This is a genomic window from uncultured Algimonas sp., from assembly GCF_947498175.1.
Classification (GTDB): domain Bacteria; phylum Pseudomonadota; class Alphaproteobacteria; order Caulobacterales; family Maricaulaceae; genus Litorimonas.
This window is the reverse complement of record NZ_CANMJB010000017.1, coordinates 1-21,763: the sequence shown is the minus strand read 5'-3', so window position 1 is coordinate 21,763 and position 21,763 is coordinate 1. Positions and strand designations below refer to the sequence as shown.

17 protein-coding genes and 1 tRNA gene are annotated in these 21,763 nt (G+C 63.0%); 9 read left to right on the top strand and 9 right to left on the bottom strand.

Annotated elements, in window-relative coordinates:
* The first annotated feature begins 139 nt into the window (after positions 1 to 139).
* Positions 140 to 1,522 (top strand): M23 family metallopeptidase, encoded by a 1,383-nt coding sequence (locus Q0718_RS13525; RefSeq protein WP_298919073.1) that lies wholly within the window; start codon positions 140 to 142, stop codon positions 1,520 to 1,522.
* A 102-nt stretch (positions 1,523 to 1,624) separates the two neighbouring features.
* Positions 1,625 to 2,566, top strand: a complete 942-nt coding sequence (locus Q0718_RS13520) for a DUF4282 domain-containing protein (RefSeq protein WP_298919070.1) — start codon at positions 1,625 to 1,627, stop codon at positions 2,564 to 2,566.
* Positions 2,567 to 2,638: 72 nt separating this feature from the next.
* Here the strand turns inward: Q0718_RS13520 and clpB are convergent, their stop codons facing one another.
* Entirely contained in the window at positions 2,639 to 5,239 is a 2,601-nt protein-coding gene (gene clpB, locus Q0718_RS13515; RefSeq protein WP_366523897.1) for an ATP-dependent chaperone ClpB, read from the bottom strand.
* Positions 5,240 to 5,462: 223 nt separating this feature from the next.
* Between clpB and lpdA the strand changes: the two genes are divergently transcribed.
* Together lpdA and Q0718_RS13505 are read left to right on the top strand one after the other, a co-directional pair.
* Positions 5,463 to 6,845 carry a dihydrolipoyl dehydrogenase gene (gene lpdA / locus Q0718_RS13510; RefSeq protein WP_298919062.1) on the top strand — a complete coding sequence of 461 codons (1,383 nt, stop codon included), beginning with the start codon at positions 5,463 to 5,465 and terminating at the stop codon, positions 6,843 to 6,845.
* A 225-nt stretch (positions 6,846 to 7,070) separates the two neighbouring features.
* Positions 7,071 to 7,877, top strand: coding sequence for an SDR family oxidoreductase (locus tag Q0718_RS13505; protein WP_298919059.1), 807 nt, complete (start codon positions 7,071 to 7,073; stop codon positions 7,875 to 7,877).
* 302 nt (positions 7,878 to 8,179) lie between these two features.
* Here Q0718_RS13505 and Q0718_RS13500 read toward each other — a convergent pair whose 3' ends face one another.
* Positions 8,180 to 8,833, bottom strand: coding sequence for a cell cycle transcriptional regulator TrcR (locus Q0718_RS13500; protein WP_298919056.1), 654 nt, complete (start codon positions 8,831 to 8,833; stop codon positions 8,180 to 8,182).
* 188 nt (positions 8,834 to 9,021) lie between these two features.
* Here Q0718_RS13500 and Q0718_RS13495 point away from each other — a divergent pair, with 188 nt between their 5' ends.
* From Q0718_RS13495 to Q0718_RS13485, 3 genes are all read left to right on the top strand, one after another.
* Positions 9,022 to 9,213: a DUF1192 domain-containing protein gene (locus Q0718_RS13495; protein ID WP_298919053.1), complete on the top strand. Its 192-nt coding sequence runs from the start codon at positions 9,022 to 9,024 to the stop codon at positions 9,211 to 9,213.
* Positions 9,214 to 9,312: 99 nt separating this feature from the next.
* Positions 9,313 to 9,873, top strand: coding sequence for a DUF1465 family protein (locus tag Q0718_RS13490; RefSeq protein ID WP_298919050.1), 561 nt, complete (start codon positions 9,313 to 9,315; stop codon positions 9,871 to 9,873).
* Between the two features lie 109 nt (positions 9,874 to 9,982).
* Complete coding sequence (locus Q0718_RS13485; RefSeq protein WP_298919047.1) at positions 9,983 to 10,888, top strand: WecB/TagA/CpsF family glycosyltransferase; 906 nt, start codon at positions 9,983 to 9,985, stop codon at positions 10,886 to 10,888.
* On the opposite strand, the gene Q0718_RS13480 is transcribed toward Q0718_RS13485, so the two are convergent.
* Both Q0718_RS13480 and Q0718_RS13475 read right to left on the bottom strand, forming a co-directional pair.
* On the bottom strand, positions 10,856 to 11,899 hold the full coding sequence (locus Q0718_RS13480; RefSeq protein ID WP_298919044.1) for an Mrp/NBP35 family ATP-binding protein: 1,044 nt from the start codon (positions 11,897 to 11,899) through the stop codon (positions 10,856 to 10,858). The genes Q0718_RS13485 and Q0718_RS13480 overlap by 33 nt on opposite strands.
* The gene (locus Q0718_RS13475) at positions 11,896 to 12,855 is read right to left on the bottom strand and encodes a hypothetical protein (protein WP_298919041.1); all 960 of its coding nucleotides are present in this window, start codon (positions 12,853 to 12,855) and stop codon (positions 11,896 to 11,898) included. Before Q0718_RS13475 ends, Q0718_RS13480 begins: the two co-directional genes overlap by 4 nt.
* Before the next feature lie 163 nt (positions 12,856 to 13,018).
* Here Q0718_RS13475 and Q0718_RS13470 point away from each other — a divergent pair.
* Both Q0718_RS13470 and Q0718_RS13465 read left to right on the top strand, forming a co-directional pair.
* A tRNA-Val gene (locus Q0718_RS13470) sits at positions 13,019 to 13,093 on the top strand.
* A 159-nt stretch (positions 13,094 to 13,252) separates the two neighbouring features.
* The gene (locus Q0718_RS13465; protein WP_298919038.1) at positions 13,253 to 13,558 is read left to right on the top strand and encodes a DUF3040 domain-containing protein; all 306 of its coding nucleotides are present in this window, start codon (positions 13,253 to 13,255) and stop codon (positions 13,556 to 13,558) included.
* A gap of 2 nt (positions 13,559 to 13,560) precedes the next feature.
* Here Q0718_RS13465 and gltB read toward each other — a convergent pair whose 3' ends face one another.
* The 5 genes from gltB to Q0718_RS13440 all read right to left on the bottom strand — a co-directional run bounded on the left by gltB (position 13,561) and on the right by Q0718_RS13440 (position 21,625).
* Positions 13,561 to 18,090: a glutamate synthase large subunit gene (gene gltB / locus Q0718_RS13460; RefSeq protein WP_298919035.1), complete on the bottom strand. Its 4,530-nt coding sequence runs from the start codon at positions 18,088 to 18,090 to the stop codon at positions 13,561 to 13,563.
* Entirely contained in the window at positions 18,087 to 18,494 is a 408-nt protein-coding gene (locus Q0718_RS13455) for a GFA family protein (protein ID WP_298919090.1), read from the bottom strand. Before Q0718_RS13455 ends, gltB begins: the two co-directional genes overlap by 4 nt.
* Before the next feature lie 5 nt (positions 18,495 to 18,499).
* A complete protein-coding gene (locus Q0718_RS13450) occupies positions 18,500 to 19,927 on the bottom strand; it encodes an NAD(P)-dependent oxidoreductase (protein ID WP_298919033.1) in 1,428 nt (475 codons plus the stop codon).
* 126 nt (positions 19,928 to 20,053) lie between these two features.
* Positions 20,054 to 20,878 (bottom strand): enoyl-ACP reductase, encoded by an 825-nt coding sequence (locus tag Q0718_RS13445; RefSeq protein ID WP_298919030.1) that lies wholly within the window; start codon positions 20,876 to 20,878, stop codon positions 20,054 to 20,056.
* Between the two features lie 132 nt (positions 20,879 to 21,010).
* Entirely contained in the window at positions 21,011 to 21,625 is a 615-nt protein-coding gene (locus Q0718_RS13440) for a hypothetical protein (protein ID WP_298919027.1), read from the bottom strand.
* Between the last annotated feature and the right edge of the window lie 138 nt (positions 21,626 to 21,763).

Here is a 21,763-nt window from a genome sequence, read left to right as displayed (position 1 = left end):
ACCATAAAAAAGCTGTAAGGTGACGGGAATGTTCAGTTGGGTTAACAGTTTGCAAACGCACGGCGGGCACACTTGGGGAGCTAGCCGCGCGAAAGCCGCGACATACATTCCTTCACCGTGCCCGAGGAAACCGACTTTCATGACAGATAATCCTAGAACCATCCTGTCCCATCAGATGCAGGCGGAGCGGACGCCCGGATCTGTGCCGTCCCTGTCGCGCAACAAGATGAAAGCCGTCGCAGCCGGTGGGGCAATGGTTCTCGTCGCCGTCATGGCCCTGCCGCGTGAACCCGAAGCCGTCGGCAACGTCGAGATCGCCGAATTGACGTCCTTCGCGCCGCACCACGACCTCAGCCGTTTCGACATGGCTCTGGCCGAAGAGTTCTCCGCGCCGTCACGTGACACGCGCGCGGTCACGCTCAAGCCTGGCGACAATCTGGGACCGATGCTGCAACGCGAGGGTCTGAGCGGATCGGACGCGCACCGATTCGTCGAAGCCTTCGCCGAAGAATTCTCACCACGCCAATTGCGTGCGGGCCAGACATTCAATCTGCATTTCGAAGATGGCGGCGTGTCCGACGTGACTTTCCGCCCCTCGTCTGACCGCACCATATTCGTGTCGCGCAAAGACGACGATTGGTCGGCCCGCGGCGTCGACGCGGAATTTCGCTATGAGACGATCTCCGTGAAGGCGGAAATCGAGAATTCCCTCTATCTCGACGCCACGCGTCTCGGCGCACCGGACAAGGTCGTTGCGCAGTTCGCCAACATCTATGAATATTCCGTCGATTTCCAACGCGACATCCATCCAGGCGATGAGTTCGAATTGTTTTTCGAAGTCGCACGGGATCACACGGGCGAGATCGTCAAGGCGGGCGATTTGCTCTACACATCGTTCACGCCGCGCGACAAACCATTGAACTATTGGCTGTTCGCCGATGCGGAAGGCGAAGAGAATTATTACGATGCGGACGGCAAGACGGCCAAACGCATGTTGCGCGCCACACCGATCAACGGGGCGCGCCTGAGTTCGAATTTCGGTCGCCGCAAGCACCCGATCCTGGGGTACCGCAAGATGCATAGCGGCATCGATTTCGCTGCGCCGACGGGAACACCGATTCTGGCGGCTGGCACCGGCGTCGTCGAGCGCGCCAACCGTTATGGCAGCTTCGGCAACTATATCCGCATCCGACACACGGATGGCTACAAGACGGCTTATGCGCATCTTCATGGTTTCGCGAAAGGCATCCGCAAAGGCGTGCGTGTTCGTCAGGACCAGGTAATCGGATATGTCGGGACGACGGGTCGTTCCACGGGCCCGCATCTGCATTACGAAGTTCATCTGAACGGCAAGAAGATCAATCCGAAGCGGCTGAACGAACTGTCCGGCCGGCCTTTAGGCAAATCGCAGCTTCCCGCATTCGAGTCGCGTCGCGCCGAGATCGAGGCCTTGCGCGACCGGTCCGATGTCCTTCAGCCGGAGCGTTACGTCTCGCTCGCGGTGGATGACAGCTTGGAATAGTCTAGTCGGGCATCTCCCGACTTTTAAATCTCCGTTTCGTGATGCGATCCTGCCGACCGGCGAGGGTCAATTCGCTTGCGGACCAAATCGGATATGGGTTAGTTGGGCGCGATTCACAATTCGATCCCAACTGGCTTATCCATGAAAAACCTCCTCGATTTCTTTTTTTCCTTCGACAAATTGTTCAAGGAAAAGCTCGTCGCTCCCTTTTTCTGGCTGGCGCTGATCGTCGCCGTTTTGGCGTTCGTCGCCGAAGCCCTGGATTCGATCTCCCTCGAAATGTTGGCGGCCGTTTTCGAATTTGTCGGCTTTTTCGTCGAACTTCTGCTCATTCTCGTTTTGATCCGCATCATCGCCGAAATTTTCGTCGCGATATTCCGGATCAACGATAATTTGTCACCGGATGGCGGTCGCGGTGAATTGGTGGAAATCGATCCTGTCGCCGAAGCGCGCCGGGCCGCGGAACTGGCTTCGGCCCGAACGCGGGAAATGACGAAGTCCGCAACCGACAATGCCAAGACGACGGCGAAAACGACACCAAGGCCCACGAGCAAAAGCGCGGCGGCCGCGTCGACGATGCCCAAGTCGCCGGCATCGGCGAATCCTGAAGCCAAGGTAGATGACAGCAAAGATGCGCCCTTGCCCGTCAAGGCATTGGAGCCTTCATCCGTCGATGGCGCGGCGGTCAAGCGCGGCCGCGGCCGTCCGAAAGGGTCGAAAAACAAGACCAAGGCGGCATCCGCCTCTAGCGCCGCGAAGTCGACTCCGGTAATCGATCCGAAGACCGGTGAGCCGATCAAGCGCGGTCGCGGTCGTCCCAAGGGCTCCAAGAACAAGCCCAAGGTGCTCGGGCCAGACGGTAAGCCGGTCACTAGCAAGCCGGGTCCGAAGCCCGGGACGAAGGTCCGGCGCGACGCAGATGGAAACCTGCTGAAAAAGGACGGCACGCCTCGCAAGAAACCCGGACCGAAACCCAAGCCGGATGTGCCGGGGTCCGAGGGTCCTAAACCGGATGACGCGAAACCGTCTGCAAAGAATGATTGAATACATTGAAGGGCCTGGCATCCGCCGGGCCTTCTTGTTTTCGACTTGCGATAAGCCGGTCTGACGAGAGGCTTAAATGTCCTGCGCCTCGCCTTCTGCAGGGCCCAGCACACTGACGCGCACTTTTCCGCCAGCCGCGTCGATCTTCACTGTGTCCCCATCATGGATGCGTCCGGCCAGCAATTCGCGGGCCAATTCATCCTGCACCTGCTTCTGGATCACGCGCTTGAGCGGCCGCGCGCCGTAGCTCGGATCGTAACCGTCATGGCCCAGATGCTCTCTGGCAGCGTCGGTCAAGTCGATGTCGATCTGCTTGTCCTTCAGCCAGCCCTTGAGCCGGTTCATCTGAATGTCGACGATCGCGCCCATATGTTCGGGCTTCAGGCGTTCGAACAATAGGATTTCGTCGATCCGGTTGAGGAACTCCGGTCGGAAATGCGCGCTGACCTCCGCCATCACGCCGACCTTGGCCTTCTGCACGGATTCGCCGTCGCCGAGGTTCAGCAGATGCTGCGCCCCGATATTGGACGTCATGATGATCAGCGTGTTGCGGAAATCGACCGTGCGGCCCTGACCGTCGGTCAGGCGGCCATCGTCGAGCACTTGCAGCAGCACGTTGAACACATCCGGATGCGCCTTCTCGATCTCGTCGAATAGCACGACCTGATAGGGCCGACGGCGCACGGCTTCCGTCAACGCCCCACCCTCGTCGTAGCCGACGTAGCCCGGAGGCGCGCCGATCAGGCGGCTGACCGAATGCTTCTCCATATACTCGCTCATGTCGATCCGCGTGATCGCGTCGTCTGAGTCGAACAGGAAGGCGGCGAGCGCCTTGGTCAATTCGGTCTTGCCGACGCCCGTGGGGCCGAGGAACATGAAGCTGCCGATGGGACGCGCCGGATCGCGCAGTCCGGCGCGCGCGCGGCGCACGGCATCAGATACGGCTTCGACGGCGGTTTCCTGACCGATAACCCGCGCGCCGAGCAGATTTTCCATCTCCATCAGCTTGTCGCGCTCGCCTTCCAGCATCTTCTCGACCGGCACACCGGTCCAGCGGGATACGACGGTCGCGATGGTCTCGCTCGTGACCGTTTCCGTGTCCATCACGTCTATGTCCTGTTCCTCGAGCTCAGTCTCTTTCGCTTCCAGCTTCGGTATCTCGACATGCTGCAACCGGCCTGCGGCTTCATAATCGCCCCGGCGCACCGCGTCCTCCAGTTCGAAGCGCGCGCGCTCCAGCTGTTCCTTGACGTCAGTAGCGCTCGCCAGTTTGCCTTTCTCGGCTTCCCACGCGGTGGTCATCTCTTCGGATTCGGTCTCCAGCTCCTCGATCTCCGTCAGACGCTTCTCCAGCCTGTCCTTGCTTGCTTCGTCCTTTTCCTTCTTCAGCGCTTCCACCTCGATCTTCAGCTGCACAAGCTTGCGGTCGATCTGGTCGAGCGCTTCGGGCTTTGAGTCGACCTGCATGCGCAGGCGCGACGCAGCCTCGTCCATCAGGTCGATGGCTTTGTCCGGCAGGAAGCGGTCGGTGATGTAGCGGTCCGACAGTTTCGCGGCGGCGACGATGGCGCCGTCGGAAATGCGGATGCCGTGATGGACCTCGTACTTGTCCTTCAGGCCGCGCAGGATCGACACCGTATCGTCCACGGTCGGCTCGGTCACGAAGACGGTCAGGAAACGCCGGGCCAGCGCCGCATCCTTCTCCAGATGTTTGCGATATTCGTCCAGCGTGGTCGCGCCGACACAGTGCAGCTCCCCGCGCGCCAATGCGGGTTTGAGCAAATTTGCCGCGTCCATGGCGCCGTCCGTCTTGCCCGCCCCGACCAGCTGGTGGATTTCATCGATGAACAGGATGATCTGCCCGTCGGCGGCCTCGACCTCCTTCAGCACGGCCTTGAGCCGCTCCTCGAATTCACCGCGATATTTCGCGCCGGCCACGAGCGAGCCGAGATCGAGCGCGAGCAGCCGCTTGTCGCGGATGCTCTCCGGCACGTCCCCGGACACGATGCGGTTGGCGAGGCCTTCGGCGATGGCGGTCTTGCCGACGCCAGGCTCGCCGATCAGCAGCGGATTGTTCTTGCCCCGGCGGGACAGCACCTGGATCGTGCGGCGGATTTCCTCGTCGCGCCCGATGACGGGGTCGAGCTTGCCGTCGCGCGACGCCTGGGTCAGGTCGCGGGCATACTTCGACAGAGCGTCATACTGGTCCTCGGCAGTGTCGGTCGTCACGGGTTGATCCTTGCGCACGGACTTGATGGCTTCGGTCAGTCGTGCCACGTCGAGCGAGGCTGCGTCCATCGCGCCGGTCAAGTCCTTGTCGGCATTCAGCGCGGTAGCGAGCAGGAGCCGCTCCAGCGTCACGAAAGCGTCGCCCGCCTTCTTGGCGTTTTTTTCCGCGCTGGCGAAGATCTTCGCCGTTTGCTGCGACAGGGACAGACCGCTACCGCCCTGTACCTTGGGCAGGCGGTCAAGCTCTCGCTCGACATTGGCTTTCAGCGTATCGGCTGACGCGCCTGCCATCTGCACAAGATTGCGCGGCAGTTCTCCGTCTTCCATCAGCAAGGCCAGCATAATGTGGCTGGGCGTCAGCTGCTGGTTGTCACGCGTCACCGCTTCGGTCTGGGCCGATTGGATCACGGAACGCGCGCGCTGGGTATAGGCTTGGATATCCACGGCCATTCACTCCTTAGAAAATCATCTATTGATGGCGCAATCGCGTAACCGCGGTCGCCCTGTCTTCGTTCCGATATAGGAATGACGTCCTATCATGGAAAGGACCGTCATAGACTTTCCCGTAAGATTCTGCCTGGTTCGCGCCGTCGTGCGGCATTGAGTTTGCGTCTTGCCCGGCTTAAAGCGCCCCGGCGTTTCTACGACAGTCTTTTTGGAGCTTTTCATGGCCGATACTTACGACGTCATCATCATCGGCGGCGGTCCCGGCGGGTACAATTGCGCCATCCGTTGCGGGCAGTTGGGTCTCAAGGTGGCTTGCGTCGAAACACGGGCCGCACTGGGCGGGACCTGCCTGAATGTCGGCTGCATCCCGTCCAAGGCATTGCTGCATGCGACCGAGCTTTACGAGACGGCGGCCGACGACTTCGAAGCCATGGGCATGAGCGCGAAGGTTTCCGCCGATGTGCCCAAGATGATCGAGAAGAAGGAAGAGGTCGTGGACGGTCTGACCAAAGGGATTGCGTTCCTGTTCAAGAAAAACAAGGTCGACCATATTCAAGGTTTCGGCAAGATCGTCGGCAAAGGCAAGGTCGACGTCGATGGCAAGACATACCAGGCGAAGAACATCGTCGTCGCGACCGGGTCCGAAGTCGCCTCATTGCCCTTCATCGACATAGACGAGAAAAAAGTCGTGTCGTCCACAGGAGCGTTGGAGCTGAAGTCCGTACCGAAGAGAATGATCGTCATCGGCGGCGGCGTGATCGGGTTGGAGTTGGGCTCCGTCTGGCGGCGGCTGGGGGCGGATGTGACCGTGATCGAATATCTCGATCAGATTCTGCCCGGCATGGACATGGAAGTCCGTAAGACCTCGGCCCGCATCTTCAAGAAGCAAGGCATGAAGTTCGAACTGGGCCGCAAGGTCACGGCGGTCGACGGCGCCGGTAAAACCGTGAAGATCGAATCCGAAGCGGCCAAGGGCAGCAAGGAGAAGAGTTTCGAGGCGGACGTCGTGCTCGTCGCGATCGGCCGCAAACCCTATACGGACGGGCTTGGCTTGGACAGCGTCGGCGTGGAGACAACCGAGCGCGGTTTCATCAAGGTCGATCACTGGAAGGCTGCGGATGGCGTCTATGCCATCGGTGACGTGATCGAAGGGCCGATGCTGGCCCACAAAGCGGAAGAAGAGGGCGTTGCGGTCGCGGAAACCATCGCCGGCCAGTCGGGTCATGTGAACTACGGAATCATTCCCGGTGTGGTCTACACCTTCCCGGAGATCGCCAATGTCGGCAAGACGGAGGAAGAGCTGAAGGAAGAGGGCGTTCCCTACAAGGTCGGCAAATTCCCGCTCATGGCCAACAGCCGCGCGCGCTGCAATCACGAAACGGATGGGTTCGCCAAGATCATCGCACACGCGGAGACGGATGAAATCCTCGGCGGGCACATCATCGCACCGGGTGCGGGCGACATGATCCACGAAATCTGCCTCGGCATGGAATTCCGCGCCGCCAGCCAGGACATCGCCCGCACCTGCCACGCGCACCCGACCCTGTCCGAGGCGGTCAGGCAAGCGGCGATGGGAGTCGAAGGCTGGACGATGCAAGCGTAGGAGACAAGACTATGGTCTTGTTCCAGACCGCGCCGAACGGCAGTGAGAGCCCATTGAGCTAAAGCCGCTGGTTTTTTATCCGACAAGAACTCTCCGCCTCTCGAACCCCTTGGACCGCAACACAAGAACGGACCGCAACACAAGAACATCGTCCTCGCTATGCTCTGCGCGTTGCCCTTTCGTTGAGGGCGATGTAGCGGCGTTCTCTTTAATGAAGGGAATCCCATGACCGATCGCGTCATCATCGTCACCGGCGCCGCAAAAGGCATCGGCCTGGCCTGCGCCCAACGTCTGGTCGAAGACGGACACCGCGTCGTGCTGACCGACATGGACACGGATGCCGGTTTCGCTGCAGCCCGCGATCTGGCTTCCGAGTCCGACAAGGCCGTTTTCATCGAAGCCGACGTGTCCGATCCACTCAAGGTGCATAATCTGATCGCTGAAACGCTTTCCTCTTTCGGCCGCATCGACGGATTGGTCAACAATGCTGCCATCGCGGTGAAAGGCGGCGCGCTCGACATGAGCATCGAGGACTTCGACCGCAACATCGCCGTCAATTTGCGTGGTCCGTTCTTGGTCAGCCGCGCCGTGGCGCAGCACATGGTGGCCGAAATCGAAGACCGTGACGACCGGTCACGTCTGAACGAACGGCCTTATGCGATCGTCAACATGTCCTCGATCAACGACACGGTCGCGATCCCCGACTATCTCGCCTACACCGTTTCCAAGGGCGGGCTGCGCCAGATGACGCGCGCCATGGCGCTCGAACTCGCGCCCTACGGCATCCGCGTCAACGCGGTCGGGCCGGGGTCAATCAAGACGGAAATGCTGGCCAAGGTGAACTCCGACCCGGCCGCCATGAACAAAATCCTGTCGCGCACTCCATTGGGCCGCCCCGGCCTGCCCGACGAGATCGCCGCCGTGACGGCGTGGCTATTGTCGGAGGAAAGCAGCTACGTGACCGGGCAGTGCATCTACGCCGACGGGGGACGGCTGGCGTTGAATTACACGATGCCGGTCAGCCAGGACTGACGGCTGGCTCGCAGGAGCGCGCGCAACTGCGAAAAGGCAACGCGCTCAGCGAAGCGAGCACGATGTTCTTACATTGCCTGCGTGATTCCAGCGTAGTCGGAGACAGCGAAATCAGCGCCGGTCTATTCTAGTGTTCCGGCTTGGCTCGGCCTTGATCAGCAAGGTCTGGCCTCTGCTCAAGCATCGCTGCGCCGTTCTCCTTTCGTCCTTCGGGACGAACGTCAGGCCGACGAGGTTCGCGATGCTTGGATTCTCCGTCTTAGACCCGCATGGCGAGACGCAAACCTTCAAAGGGCCGGCCTTTAGTTCGAAGGCTTGAACAGATTCTCCAGCGTCAGATCCGCTTTCGATGTTTCCTCTTCGGGCTCCGGCTGCGGCGCGGGCTGAAGAGCTTCGCCGCCTTCGACGGCGTTTTCGGCGTCTTCCTTGGCTTTCTTCTCGGCCCCGATCTTGACGGCCGCGTCGAGGTCGACCTGGCTGGTCAGACCGAGGCTGACCGGGTCTTGTGGCTGGATCGTATTGATCTTCCAATGGGTGCGCTCGCGAATCGACTTGATGGTCGGCTTGGTCGTGCCGATCAGCTTGGAAATCTGCGCGTCCGTCAGTTCCGGATGGTTGCGCACCAGCCAAGCGATGGCATCGGGCCTGTCCTGGCGGCGGCTTAGTGGCGTATAGCGCGGGCCGCGTTTCTTGGGCTTGGGCAGCTCATCGGCGTCAAACGTGTTGGGCTTCATCGCATAGGTCGAATCCTTTTCGGCCTTCTCGATCTCTTCGCGGGACACCTGGCCATTGGCGATCGGGTCGGCGCCGCGAATACCCAAGCCGACATCGCCGTCGGCAATGCCTTCGACCTCGAGGATATGAAGGCCGCAGAATTCGCTGATCTGCTTGAAGCTCATCGCCGTATTGTCGATCAGCCAGACGGCCGTGGCCTTGGGCATCAGGATCTGTGTCATGCGTGTCTCTCCTCAGTGTGCCGCGCGCATCGTCCCGTTACAGGACCCCTTGCCATTCGCCCAAAGAAAAACCCCGCTCACTGCGGGGTCGGGCATATCCCAGCCTGGGGTCGGGTCCGGCGCGCGCGCCTTGTCGACAAGGCAGTAGGTAAGCGCTTACACGGAGTTTGGCAAGTAAAGGACTCGTTATGGATGATGATGCGCCCAAACCGCATGATGCGGACCGGTACCGGATCGGGGAAGAGCTTTACAGCCTGTCCGTGCATGAATTCGAGGCCCGTATCAGTGCTTATGAGAGCGAAATCATCCGTTTGCGCGACGCGCTGGAACGCAAACGCCGCGAACGCAATGCAGCGGACGCACTGTTCGGAAAGCGCTAAGCGCGAATTGCCGGTATATCATGATACACAGGGGCAAATGGCGCGTGGCTTGCAAACCGTCACATTCGGATTACACATGTCGCTACCTTCGGATGATTCATGACCGCTGAACGAAAGCTCGCCTTGCCCGCATCGCGCGATCCCATGACAAATCAAGCCGAGGACCGGTTGCTTCAGTTCACTCGGTCCGAGCTGTTCGCGCGCACGTTCCGCGAAGGCATGGACATGGTCGAGGAAACCGCCGCCTATCTGGACGGCCCGGGGCGGGATGATTCAAAGCGCCTGCAACGCGACGATGCGCTGACCTATGCTTCCCAATCCATGCGGCTCACAACACGGCTGATGCAAGTCGCGAGTTGGCTTCTGGTCCAGCGCGCGCTCAAGGAAGGCGATATGAGCCTGGCCGAAGCCCGGGCCGAGAAATACCGACTGGTGCCCGAAACACGGCCGGAGGACGAATTGTCCTTCGCCGCCCTGGCCTCCGACGCCAATGGACTGCCAGGCCGGCTGCTCGATCTCGGCGCCCGGTCGCGGTCGATCTATGAGCGCATCATGCGGCTCGATCGGTCGCTTTACGGGACTATCGCCGCGCAGACCGGCAATACGGTCGCCGACCAGATCAGCCGTCTGGAAACGGCTTTCAGCCGCGCCCGGTCCTAGAGGCGTTCATCCGACTTTGGCGTATGTATTAACGCAAACTGAGCGCAGCGCTAACCGACCCTTCATCGCATTGGGCTAGATCCGTCTCTCAATGAGAAGGGTGGGACGTGTGAGACCAGGGCGGCAGACATCGACCGATCCGGTTCTGACGGATCCGGCAAGAGACGCACCGCTTGTGCCGCCGGCTTTGCCGCGCGGGGCGAAAACGCTCAGTCCGCACTTGGATTCGCGCGGCGACCCGATCGATTGGCGGGTCAATCCGCGCTGTTACGATTTCATGGGTGCCGTGTTCGACCCGCTGACCCCGATGCAGACGCTGCAGCGGGCCAAATGGATGACGGCAGCGCATAGTTTCCGCTACATCGTGACGCCGAACGTCGACCATCTCGTTCGGTTGAACCGCGAACCCGACATCTACCGCCCGCTTTATGACGCGTCCTGGTTGTCGGTCTGCGATTCGCGCATTCTGGAGGCGATGGCGAAGCTGTCGGGCCTGCCGCTTTCAGCCGTTCCAGGGTCCGATCTGACGCAGCAGCTGTTCGACAACGTCATCACATCCGATGACCCGATCACTGTGATCGGCGCCGACGCCGACATCGTGGACCGCATCAAGCGCAGATATGATCTGACCCGGATCAATCACCACGAGCCGCCCCTAGGTCTGCGCGACAAGCCCGAAGCGGTCGCGGCCTGCGCGCAATTCGTGGCCGATCACCCCGCGCGGTATGTCTTCATCTGCGTCGGCAGCCCGCAACAGGAAATGGTCGCCAAGGCTTGCCTGGACCGGGGCGACTGCGTCGGCTTCGGCCTATGCGTTGGCGCGTCGCTCGACTTCATCGGCGGTCGGGTCAAGCGTGCGCCGAAAGCGATGCAATGGTTGAGGCTCGAATGGCTGCACCGTCTGGCGTCCGAGCCCCGACGTCTCTGGAAGCGCTACCTCGTCGAAGGTCCGACCATCTTCTGGCTCTGGGCGAAATGGATCTTAGGGCAGCGCCGCGATGAGCGCATCCGCTGACGCTTCGAACTCAATCCGTGCATCGCGCATTTCAAGGCTCAGCGGCAGGCTACCCAGTTTGGGCACGTCCAGATCAAGAGTGCCGTCACCGAAAATTCGGTGCTTCGACCCGCAGTCCGGGCAAATGAACAGCGCCATGTTCTCGATCCAGCCTAGCACCGGAATATCCACCTTACCGAACATGCCGACGCCCTTGCGCGCGTCCAGCAGGGCCAGATCCTGCGGGGTGGTCACGATCACCGCGCCGTCCGGTTCGACATCCTGCGCGAGTCCCAGCTGAGGGTCGCCCGTACCAGGCGGCATGTCGATCAGCAGCAAATCCAGTTCGCCCCAATCCGTGTCCCACAGCATGCGTGCGATCGCGCCCTGGACCATCGGACCGCGCCAGACGACCGGATCCTCGCTGCCGGTCAATAGACCGATGGACACGATCTTCACACCGTCGGCCTCGGCCGGGCCGATCAGACGGCGGTCTTGGACCATGCGGCTTTCCAGCCGACCGGACAGGCCGAACAGGGTCGGCACGCTCGGCCCATGCACGTCCGCATCCAGCACGCCGATGCGCAAACCTTTTGACGCAAGCGCGCGCGCGAGACCGACTGTGACCGTGGATTTTCCGACCCCGCCCTTGGCGGAGCTGACGGCTATGGTTCTCGCGACCTTCGCATCGCCCTGATATCCGTCGGGACGTTTGTTCGGATGCGGATTGCGATCGGCGCGGCGGGATTGGGTCGCAGATTGTTTCACGGTCGGGGCGGGTTTGTGCGTCGTCAGCAAGACGGCTACTTCCGGTACGCCCGGCAGTTCTTTCAGTGCGGCCTCGGACGCATCGCGCAGGGCCAATCCCTGCTCTTGCGTCGTCTCCGGCGGCAAGGCCAAAATGACGCGCAATCGCCCTTCCGCGAATGTCAGGTCCGAAAGATGCCCAGCCGAGACGATGTCGCGATCGCTCAACGGGTCGGCGACTTGGCCAAGTGCCTGCAGAGCGGCGGCCTCGGAATACCCGCTCATCGCCTTAGCCCTTCCGCAGGGCAGCCAGCGCTCGCTGTACCGTCGGGAGACAGAGACACGATGCCTGGCGCAGAGAGATAGAGCGTGCCGTCGGCAGCGCGTTGCAAGCCGCTCAGCCGCGTTCCGGTCCGACCGGGCCAGGCGATAGGCTCCATGGATCCGGACGGACCGATGAGCGCCAGGCCGAGGGCACCGCCGTCATCGAAGATGATCCAAACGCCGCTATCGGGCCGGTCTTGCTGCAAGCGCTGTACGCTCAGCACAGTCCGCTCCGATAGGATGGACGGCGCGCCGGTCGCATCGTCATAGCGGATCAAACCGTCGGGATATCCGGCCAGCCATCCGCCCGGAATGGAAACGGCGCTGCGCAGAGCATCCCGGCCAGACCGGCGGAAAGGCACGCGCAGAACCGGGCTGGGCCTATAGGCCCCATCGGCGTTGGGACGGGCGATGGCGGCTTCGAAAAAAGGCATTTCACGGCGTTGCGACTCGGTGCCGACCGGCATTCCGGTGGGGCAGGTTTGCATATCGGGTGGGGTCGTCATGATTTCGACCGGAGCGAGTCGAGGCGGCTCGACAGGGCGAGCGCTCAATCTTTGCTCCAACGCCTCGCGGGTCCGGCGCGCCAAATCCCGGACAGCGCCGTTCTGAGATCGCTCCAAATCCTCAAGCTCGTCGATTGCGTCCGCATCATACGTCAGGGCGAGCAGGTCGGCAGCGTTGCCGCCCTCCGCGCCACCCTTGCCGATCCGTTGAATGAGCGCTTTGCGTCCACGCGGACCGAAACGCGCAAATTCTCCGGTCAGAACCTGATAGTCGAAACTGTCGTGGGGATGATCGTCCACGATCTTCAAGCAATGCGACAAGGACCCGCAAACTTCCCGTTCTGCCGGGGTCAACGGGTTGGCGGACAGAGCCGGGGCGGCCATGACCGCAGCGACGGCCAGAGCAAACATCGGGACTGTCGGCCAAGCGGTCATTGCGTTAAACCTACGCGCCCCCAACGCGTCGGACAAGACGAGTCGGACATGCTGAAACGCCCTCTTGCCAGCCCCGAATCCCATGATTATAGGCACGGCCTTCCAGACGCGTCAGCGCGTTTGAAAGCATCCGTGCGTGGGGCGATTAGCTCAGCGGGAGAGCACTACATTGACATTGTAGGGGTCACTGGTTCAATCCCAGTATCGCCCACCACGGATACATCCAGATCTTTGACCCGGCTTCAAAATTTGCCGACCGGCGGCAAGAGCCAGCCATCGGTCAGACCGCCGATCGATCGCCGACAGTTCACTGGCCGCATCCCTTGCGACCCCGTCGCGATGAACCTAAACTCATCGGCATGAGCGTAAGATCATGACAGATACTACCGACGATAAAGACGACAAGAAACCCGTCACCTTGGCGGACTATATTCCGCCCGAACCCAAAGCCGAGCCCTCTCGCCGCGAACCTTCCGCGCGCGACCGTGAGCGTCTGGCCCAGATCGAACGCGCCGTTCGCGAGACCGAACCCGAGGCGGTGCGGCGGTCTGACGGATCGGGCAGGCGACGTGGACCGAGCCGGGCCAACCGGCCGCGCAAATCGCGCAAGACAGGATCGGGCAGGCTCGTCTTCTGGGCGATCGTCATCATGCTCGTCGTGGCATTCGTCATCGACTAGCTCTACTCCGCCGCTTCTCCGACAGGTATGTCCAACCGACCGATCATCTCCTTGGGCACGACCTGCCAGAACTGCCCGCGTCGATGGCTCCATTCGGACAGCAGCCGTTGTGAGAAGTCCGACCCGGTCGCCGCCGCATGTCGCCGAACGAGGTCTTTCAACTCGGCCTCGTAATATTCGGATGAAAGCCGCTGCCAGACGACATTGTCCGGATTGACGGCGCGTTCGAAATCCTCGTCCACGTCATAGACATAGGCCATGCCGCCGGTCATGCCGGCGCCGAAATTGTCGCCGACGCTGCCCAGCACGACGACCGTGCCGCCGGTCATGTACTCGCAGCCATTCGTGCCGAGCCCTTCGACGACCGCCGTTGCGCCCGAATTGCGCACGGCGAACCGTTCGCCCGCCCGGCCCAGCGCGAAGAGCGATCCGGCCGTCGCGCCGTAGAGACAGGTATTGCCGATGATGGCGCTCAAATGCGGGATGATCGGCGTGCGCTTCTGCGGCTTGACCACGATCTGCGCGCCCGACAATCCCTTGCCGACATAGTCGTTGGCGTCGCCATTGACGATCAGACGCAGGCCCGACATGGCGAACGCGCCGAGGCTTTGCCCCGCACTGCCATCCAGTTCCACCGTCAGATGTCCGTCCGGCGCGCCGTCCGCACCGAAATGCTTGTAGATGTGATGGCTTGTGCGCGTGCCGACGGCGCGGTGCGTATTCTGCACCGCATAGGTCAGATGCGTCTTCTCGCCGCGTTCGAACAGCTGCGCGGCGTCGGCCACGATCTTCTTGTCGAGCGAATCCGGCACGGGCACCCGGTCCTGGCGCGCGTCGCGGATCGGCTCATTGTCGACCTTGGCCAAGATCGGGTTGAGGTCCAGATCGTCGAGATTCTCCGCGCCCCGGCTGACCTGCGCTAACAGGTCGGTCCGGCCGATCACGTCTTCCAGCCGTTCCGCCCCGATCTGGGCCAGGATGTCACGCACATCCTCGGCGATGAAGGTCATCAGATTGATGACCTTTTCCGGCGTGCCGGTGAAGCGTTCCCGCAAGGCCGGGTCCTGCACGCAGACTCCGACCGGGCAGGTATTGGAATGGCACTGCCGCACCATGATGCAGCCCATCGCGACCAGGCTCAGCGTGCCGATGCCGTATTCCTCCGCGCCCAGCATGGCGGCGATGACGATGTCGCGGCCGGTCTTCAGCCCGCCATCGGTGCGCAGCGTGATCGGGTCGCGCAGATTGTTCAGCTTCAGCACCTGATGGGCTTCGGACAGGCCCAGCTCCCACGGAATGCCCGCATATTTCAGCGAGGTGTTGGGCGACGCGCCCGTGCCGCCATTGTGGCCGGCGATCAGGATCGTGTCGGCCTTGGCCTTGGCGACGCCCGCCGCGATCGTGCCGACGCCGGAGGAGGCCACCAGCTTGACGCAAACGCGCGCCGTCGGATTGATCTGTTTCAGGTCGTAGATCAGCTGCGCCAGATCCTCGATCGAATAGATATCGTGATGCGGCGGCGGGCTGATCAGCGTCACGCCGGGCGTGGCGTTGCGGAAGCGTGCGATCATCTCCGTCACCTTGAAGCCGGGCAATTGCCCGCCTTCGCCGGGTTTCGCGCCTTGCGCGACCTTAATCTCGATCTCGCGGCACTGGTTGAGATATTCGGCCGTGACGCCGAACCGGCCCGACGCGATCTGCTTGACCGCGCTGTTCGGATTGTCGCCATTGGGCAGCGGTTGGTAGCGCGCCCGGTCCTCGCCGCCTTCGCCGGACACGGACTTGGCGCCGATCCGGTTCATGGCGATGTTCAGCGTGCCGTGGGCTTCGGGCGACAGCGCGCCGAGGCTCATGCCCGGCGTGCAGAAGCGGCGGCGGATTTCGTTGACGCTTTGCACCTTGGATAGCGGGATGGGCTCGCCCAGCGGCTTGATGTCGAGCAGATCGCGCACCTGGATCGGCCCGCTCTGACCGTTCGGTCCGCCATTTACCGTATCGGCATAGCGGCGATACAGTTCGTAATCGTCGCGCCCGACCGCCTCCTGCAGCATGTGGATCATGTCGGCCGTGTAGGCATGGCGTTCGCCCCGCGCCCGCACCTTGTAGAGCCCGCCGACCGGCAGGCGCACAACGGCGGACTCATACGCCGTCTCGTGCATGGCGATCAGCTTGGCCTCGATCCCGGCCAGGCCGATGCCGCTGATGCGCGACGTCATGCCGGGAAAGAATTCGCCGATCAGCGCGCGCGAGAGTCCGAGTGCTTCGAAATTCAGCCCCCCGCGATAGGAGCTGATGACCGAAATACCCATCTTGGAGATGATCTTGAGCAGCCCGCCTTCAATGGCATATTTATAGCGCGACACCGCCTCATCGTCGGTCAGGTCGATCAGACCGCGCCGGACCCGATCCTGCACGGACGCCTGCGCCATGTAGGCGTTCACGGCGGTCGCGCCCGCGCCGATCAGCACGGCGAAATAATGCGTGTCCATGCATTCCGCCGAGCGCACGATGATGGAACAGGACGAACGCAGCCCGGCGGCTTTCAGATGCTGCTGCACGGCGGCTGTGGCTAGGATAACCGGAACAGAAGCGCGGTCTTCCGCCGTGGCTTCGTCGGTCAACACGATATTCTCTGCCCCGCCGCGCACGGCGTCCTCGGCGGCCTTGCGGATGCGGCGCAGGGCTTCGACCAGGCCGCGTCCGGGCACGGCGTCCGGCGTTGGCACGGCGAAGGTGCAATCCACTGTGACCATGTTCGCGCCCATCATGGCGGCGAAGCGGTCATACATGCCATTGGTCATGACCGGACTGTCCAGCACCAGCATTTCGCGCGTCTGGCTGCCGCTTTCTTCCAATATGTTGCGCAAATTCCGGAAACGCGTCTTCAGCCCCATGACGCGGGTTTCACGCAGCGGATCGATCGGCGGATTCGTGACCTGGCTGAAATTCTGGCGGAAGAAATGCGAGAGCGGGCGGTAGAGATCGGACAGCACCGCCAGCGGCGTGTCGTCGCCCATCGACCCGACGCTTTCCTTGGCGGCTTCGGCCATTGGCGTCAGGATCAGCTCCATGTCTTCCAGCGTCTGCCCGCAGGAGACCTGACGCCGCATTAGAGCTTCGCCGGACAGCGCCGGTTCGGGCTCCGGTCCGGCCAACGCCTCGTCCAGATTGACGACCTTCTTCAACCACTTCTTGTAGGGGCGCTTCTCGGCCAGTTCGTTGAGGATTTCCGTCGAGGTGAAAAATCGTCCTTCGTCCAGATCGACGGCGATCATCCGGCCCGGGCGAATCGCCCCGCGGCGCACGATCTCGCCTTCATCCATCGGGCACATGCCGGTTTCCGACCCCACGGCCAGTATGCCGTCCGCGCTGATGGCGTAGCGCAGCGGGCGCAGGCCGTTGCGGTCCAGTCCGGCCATGACCCAGCGGCCATCATAGGCGGCCACGGCGGCGGGGCCGTCCCACGGCTCCATCACCGAATTGCAATAGGCGTAGAGCGAGCGCCAGCTCTCGGGCATCAAATCGCCGCGCTTGGAATAGGCTTCGGGGATCAGCAGCGTCTTGGCCATCGGCGCGGTGCGGCCCGCCCGGACCAGCAATTCGAACACGGCGTCGAGCGCGGCCGAATCCGAGCTGCCTTTCTGGATGATCGGTTTGACGTCCTCGGCGCGTTCCTTGAACACGGAGGACGCCATCTTGATCTCGTGGTTCTTCATGAAATTGATGTTGGCCTTGACCGTGTTGATCTCGCCATTATGGGCCAGCATCCGGAAGGGCTGGGCCAGCCACCATTGCGGAAAGGTGTTGGTCGAATAGCGTTGATGATAGATCGCCGCGCGGCTCGTGAAGCGGTCGTCGCGCAGATCGGGATAGAAGGCATCGATGTCCTGGGCCAGGAACATGCCCTTGTAGATGATCGTCTGGACCGACAGCGAACAGACATAGAAGCTCGGAATCTGCTCGGCGATGACGCGCTTTTCGATGCGCCGGCGGATCACGAACAGCTCGCGCTCCAGCGCATTGCCCTTGCGGCCTTGCGGATCGCGGAACAGGACCTGCTCGATTTCCGGCCGGGTCGCCTTGGCCTTGTCGCCGATCACGTCGATGTCGATCGGCACCTGCCGCCAGCCATAGATGTAGAATCCTTCGCGGATAAGCTCGGACTCAACGATGGTCCGGGCCGCTTCCTGCACGCCCATATCCAGGCGCGGCAGGAAGATCATGCCGACGGCGATCTTGGCCGTGGACGGCTTGTGTCCGGTCTTCTCGACCTGCGCGCGAAAGAATTCCTGCGGAATGTCGAGCCGTATGCCCGCCCCGTCACCGGTCTTGCCATCCGCATCCACCGCGCCCCGGTGCCACACATTCTTCAGCGCCTGAATCGACCGCTCCACCACGTCGCGGCGCGGCGAGCCATCGATCGACGCCACCAGCCCGACGCCGCAGGACGCATGCTCATGCGCAGGGTCGTAAGCGTTCGCGGCGATCAGCGCGTCGCGCTTGCGCTCATGATCGGTCAGCCAATCGCTCATTCCGACGCTCCTGCAAATTTCGCCAAGGTCTCCTCCCGGCTCAGCCGCGTGGCGTCGCCGGTGAAGTCGTAGGCGGGCGGCACATTGTCCGCGAAATAATGTTCGTCGATCGGGCGGATGCGCGACGCATCGTCCAGCGATCCGATGGAAACGACCTTCGGGCCGTCACCGCTTTTCAGTCGCCAGAACAGGGCGCTGCCGCAAGTCCCACAACTGCCCCGTTGCCCCCAATCCGACGAGTCGAACCAGCGCACGGGACCGTCCACTTCCAGCGCGTCGAAATTGACGCCGATGAAGGCCGAGCCGATGAAACGCTGGCAGTCCGTGCAATGGCAGGCATGCGCTGCCGACGGCGCCCCCCTCGCCACATAAGTCGTCGCCCCGCACAGGCATCGTCCGGTCATGGTACTCACTCCGCCGCCTCCTTCATCTCCGCGCGTTCCAGCGCTCGTAAGTACTGATGCATCGCCGCCGCCGCGTCGCGGCCCTCCCGGATCGCCCAGACGACCAGGCTTGCGCCGCGCACAATGTCGCCGGCGGCGTAGACGCCGGGCAGGTTCGTCTCGTAGGTCAGCGGATTGGCGCGGACCGTGCCCCAGCGCGTCGTCTGCACGTCCTTGGACAGGTCCGCCATCGGTTCGGGCGTGAAGCCCAGCGCGGCGATGACCAGGTCGGCGGGCACGTCGAAATCCGCGCCCGGCACGGCTTCGGGCCGCTGCCGTCCCGATGCGTCCATCGGACCGAGGCGCATCCGTTCGGCGCGCACCGCGGCGGCCCGGCCGCCATCGTCCAGCACCGCCTTCGGTGCGGCCAGCCATTCGAAGCGCACGCCTTCTTCCTGCGCGTTGGCGGTTTCGCGGCGGCTGCCCGGCATGTTGGCATGGTCTCGCCTGTAGAGACAGGTCACGCTGTTTGCGCCCTGCCGCACTGCCGTGCGCACGCAATCCATCGCCGTGTCGCCGCCGCCGATCACGACCACGTCGCGGCCTTCCGCCGTCTCGCCCTCGACCGTATCGCCGAGCCCGCGCCGATTGCTGTCGATCAGGAAATCCAGCGCCGGGCGCACGCCGTCCGCGCCGACCCCCGGCACGGCCAGGTCGCGCGCCGCATAGACGCCCGTCGCGATCAGGATCGCCTGATGGCGCTCGCGCAGCTTGTCGAAGCTGACGTCCGTGCCGACATTGCAGTTCAGCACGAAGGTGATCCCGCTATCTTCCAGCCGTTTCGTCCGCCGCTGCACGATCTCCTTTTCCAGCTTGAAGTTCGGAATGCCGTAGATCAGCAAGCCGCCCGCCCGGTCATGCCGGTCATAGACCGTGACCTGCCAGCCTTCGATGCGCAGCTGTTCCGCCGCCGCCAGCCCGGCCGGCCCCGCGCCGATGATTCCGACCGAAGCCCCGCGCTCGCGCCGCACCTTTATGGGTTCGATCCAGCCTTTGTCCCACGCCGTGTCGGTCAGAAAGCGTTCGACCGCGCCGATCGTGACCGTGCCGTGGCCGCTCTGTTCGATCACGCAGCTGCCTTCGCAGAGCCGGTCCTGCGGACAGATGCGGCCGCAAATTTCCGGCATGTTGTTCGTCGCGTCGCTGACTTCCCAGGCTTCGCGCACGCGCCCTTCGGCCGTCAGGCGCAGCCAGTCCGGAATGTTGTTTTCCAGCGGGCAGTGATTCTGGCAGAACGGCACGCCGCACTGCGAACAGCGCGCCGCCTGCTCGGCCGCCTTGGCGTCGATATAGTCGCCGTAGATTTCCAGGAAATCGTCGCGGCGCTCCTGCGCGTCGCGCTTCTCCGGCATGTCGCGCTCGACCGAAACGAATTGCAGCATGCGTTCGGTCATGAGCAAAAAATACCTGCGCGAGTTCCAGCCTGCGGAATTGCAGGCGAAATCTGCCTCTACAGCATTCTCACCCGTCGCGCCATGAGGTGCGACAATTTGTCAATTCCGGGATATTTCCGAAGTTTTCTACTCCTCCAGACTCGCCCGCAGCGGCGCTTCCTGCGGCATGCCGATCATGTGGAAGCCGCCGTCCACATGATGCACTTCGCCCGTGCAGGAGAGCCCCAGATCGGACAGCAGATAGAGCGCCGCGCCGGCCACGCCTTTCGGGTCCGTATTGTCCTGCATCGCGCTGGCGGCCTTGTTGAAACGGAACATGTGCCGCCCGGAGCCGATGCCCGCCGCCGCCAATGTCTTGATCGGCCCCGCCGAAATCGCATTCACCCGGATCCCGCGCGGGCCCAGATCGGCGGCGATGTAGCGCGTCGACGCTTCCAGCGCCGCCTTCGCCACGCCCATGACGTTGTAGTTCGGCACGACCCGCTCAGACCCCAGATAGGTCAGCGTCACCATCGCGCCGCCATCGTTCATGATGGCGGAGCCGCGCCGCGCCGCGTCGACGAAGCTGTAGGCGGAAATGTCGAGCGCGCTCTTGAACCCGTCGCGCGTCGTCTGGTCCACGAACGACCCGTCCAGCTGGTCCTTGCCCGCGAAGGCGATCGCGTGGACGAGGAAATCGATCCGGCCCCACCGGTCCTCCAGCGCCTTGAACGTCGCCTCCATCTGGTCGTCATCCGTCACGTCGCAATCGAGCAGGAAGTCGGAACCGACGCTCTCGGCCAGCGGGCGCACGCGCCGTTCCAGCTTGTCGCCCTGGAAGGTGAAGGCCAGTTCTGCGCCTTGCGCGGCGAGCTGCTGCGCGATCGCCCAGGCGATCGAATTCTTGTTCGCCACCCCCATGATCAGGCCGCGCTTGCCGTCCATCAGGGTTCCAGCTGGAAATTCGCTCATCGTCATGTCTCGCAATAGTGAGTGGTGCGAGAGAGGTTACCGGGCGAGAGAAGGGATGACCAGCCATCTTGAGGCCCGCGCCCGCCGGCTCTCCCGCGACGATGTCTGGACCGGTTCGGCGCCCTTGCGCCCCTACTGCGACCCGAACAGCTGTTCGCTCAGGCTGGTCCCGTGATGCGGCGTCCAGTGGGGCGGGCGCCAGGTCTCGCCGGGCGTCCCCGTCTGCGTCCGCCCCGTCTGCGCCGGGTCGGGCGTGTGCCAGCTCGCGTCCAGTCTCCGGCCCCGATGCGTGATGTACCCCATCGGCGAAGGCCAGTCCGCCGGGCCGAGCGCCGGAGCCGGGTCCAGCCCGTGCGCGTCCGTCATCGCGTCGATTTCGGCTTGCAGGAACCGTTCCGAAAAACCGCGCCCGAAACTGCCGCATTCCCCGCAGCTCCTATGCGTGCGGCCCAGCGCCAGCAGCTCCGCCCGCACCCGGTCGCGCGCCAGGACCAGCAGGTCGCGCCGCCATTCGGGGCTTTCGGGCAGGGCCAGGAACGCCCGCCGGTCGGCCTCCAGCGCCGCGCGCTCTCGCTCCAGCTCCGCCTGCATTGCATCCACCGCCTCGCACGCCTGCGCGCGGGCGGCTTCCGCCTCCGCGCGGGCCTGTCCGGCCTCCGCTTCCGCCACCATCGCGCGGTGCCGGAGCCGCCGGGTCAGGGCGCGGCGCCGTTTGCCGTCAGGGGTCTCGTCTTTCGGGGATCTCATGGGTCGGTCCTTTCCTTCCGTTGCGCCCCCGCCCATCGCGGAGGCAGTCTGTCTTACGATCCTCATCCCGGACAGCGGCCGCGCCAGCGCGTCCCGGTCCGGGGTGAGGGGCTGATTGTTGTTCAGGCGAGCGTCATC

Excerpts from the sequence above, each read along its gene's own strand:
- Q0718_RS13525 (WP_298919073.1), top strand. The coding sequence starts at position 140 with ATGACAGATAATCCTAGAACCATCCTGTCCCATCAGATGCAGGCGGAG.
- lpdA (WP_298919062.1), top strand. The coding sequence starts at position 5,463 with ATGGCCGATACTTACGACGTCATCATCATCGGCGGCGGTCCCGGCGGG.
- Q0718_RS13505 (WP_298919059.1), top strand. The coding sequence starts at position 7,071 with ATGACCGATCGCGTCATCATCGTCACCGGCGCCGCAAAAGGCATCGGC.
- Q0718_RS13500 (WP_298919056.1), bottom strand. The coding sequence starts at position 8,833 with ATGACACAGATCCTGATGCCCAAGGCCACGGCCGTCTGGCTGATCGAC.
- Q0718_RS13495 (WP_298919053.1), top strand. The coding sequence starts at position 9,022 with ATGGATGATGATGCGCCCAAACCGCATGATGCGGACCGGTACCGGATC.
- Q0718_RS13490 (WP_298919050.1), top strand. The coding sequence starts at position 9,313 with ATGACCGCTGAACGAAAGCTCGCCTTGCCCGCATCGCGCGATCCCATG.
- Q0718_RS13480 (WP_298919044.1), bottom strand. The coding sequence starts at position 11,899 with ATGAGCGGGTATTCCGAGGCCGCCGCTCTGCAGGCACTTGGCCAAGTC.
- Q0718_RS13475 (WP_298919041.1), bottom strand. The coding sequence starts at position 12,855 with ATGTTTGCTCTGGCCGTCGCTGCGGTCATGGCCGCCCCGGCTCTGTCC.
- Q0718_RS13465 (WP_298919038.1), top strand. The coding sequence starts at position 13,253 with ATGACAGATACTACCGACGATAAAGACGACAAGAAACCCGTCACCTTG.
- gltB (WP_298919035.1), bottom strand. The coding sequence starts at position 18,090 with ATGAGCGATTGGCTGACCGATCATGAGCGCAAGCGCGACGCGCTGATC.
- Q0718_RS13455 (WP_298919090.1), bottom strand. The coding sequence starts at position 18,494 with ATGACCGGACGATGCCTGTGCGGGGCGACGACTTATGTGGCGAGGGGG.
- Q0718_RS13450 (WP_298919033.1), bottom strand. The coding sequence starts at position 19,927 with ATGACCGAACGCATGCTGCAATTCGTTTCGGTCGAGCGCGACATGCCG.
- Q0718_RS13445 (WP_298919030.1), bottom strand. The coding sequence starts at position 20,878 with ATGAGCGAATTTCCAGCTGGAACCCTGATGGACGGCAAGCGCGGCCTG.
- Q0718_RS13440 (WP_298919027.1), bottom strand. The coding sequence starts at position 21,625 with ATGAGATCCCCGAAAGACGAGACCCCTGACGGCAAACGGCGCCGCGCC.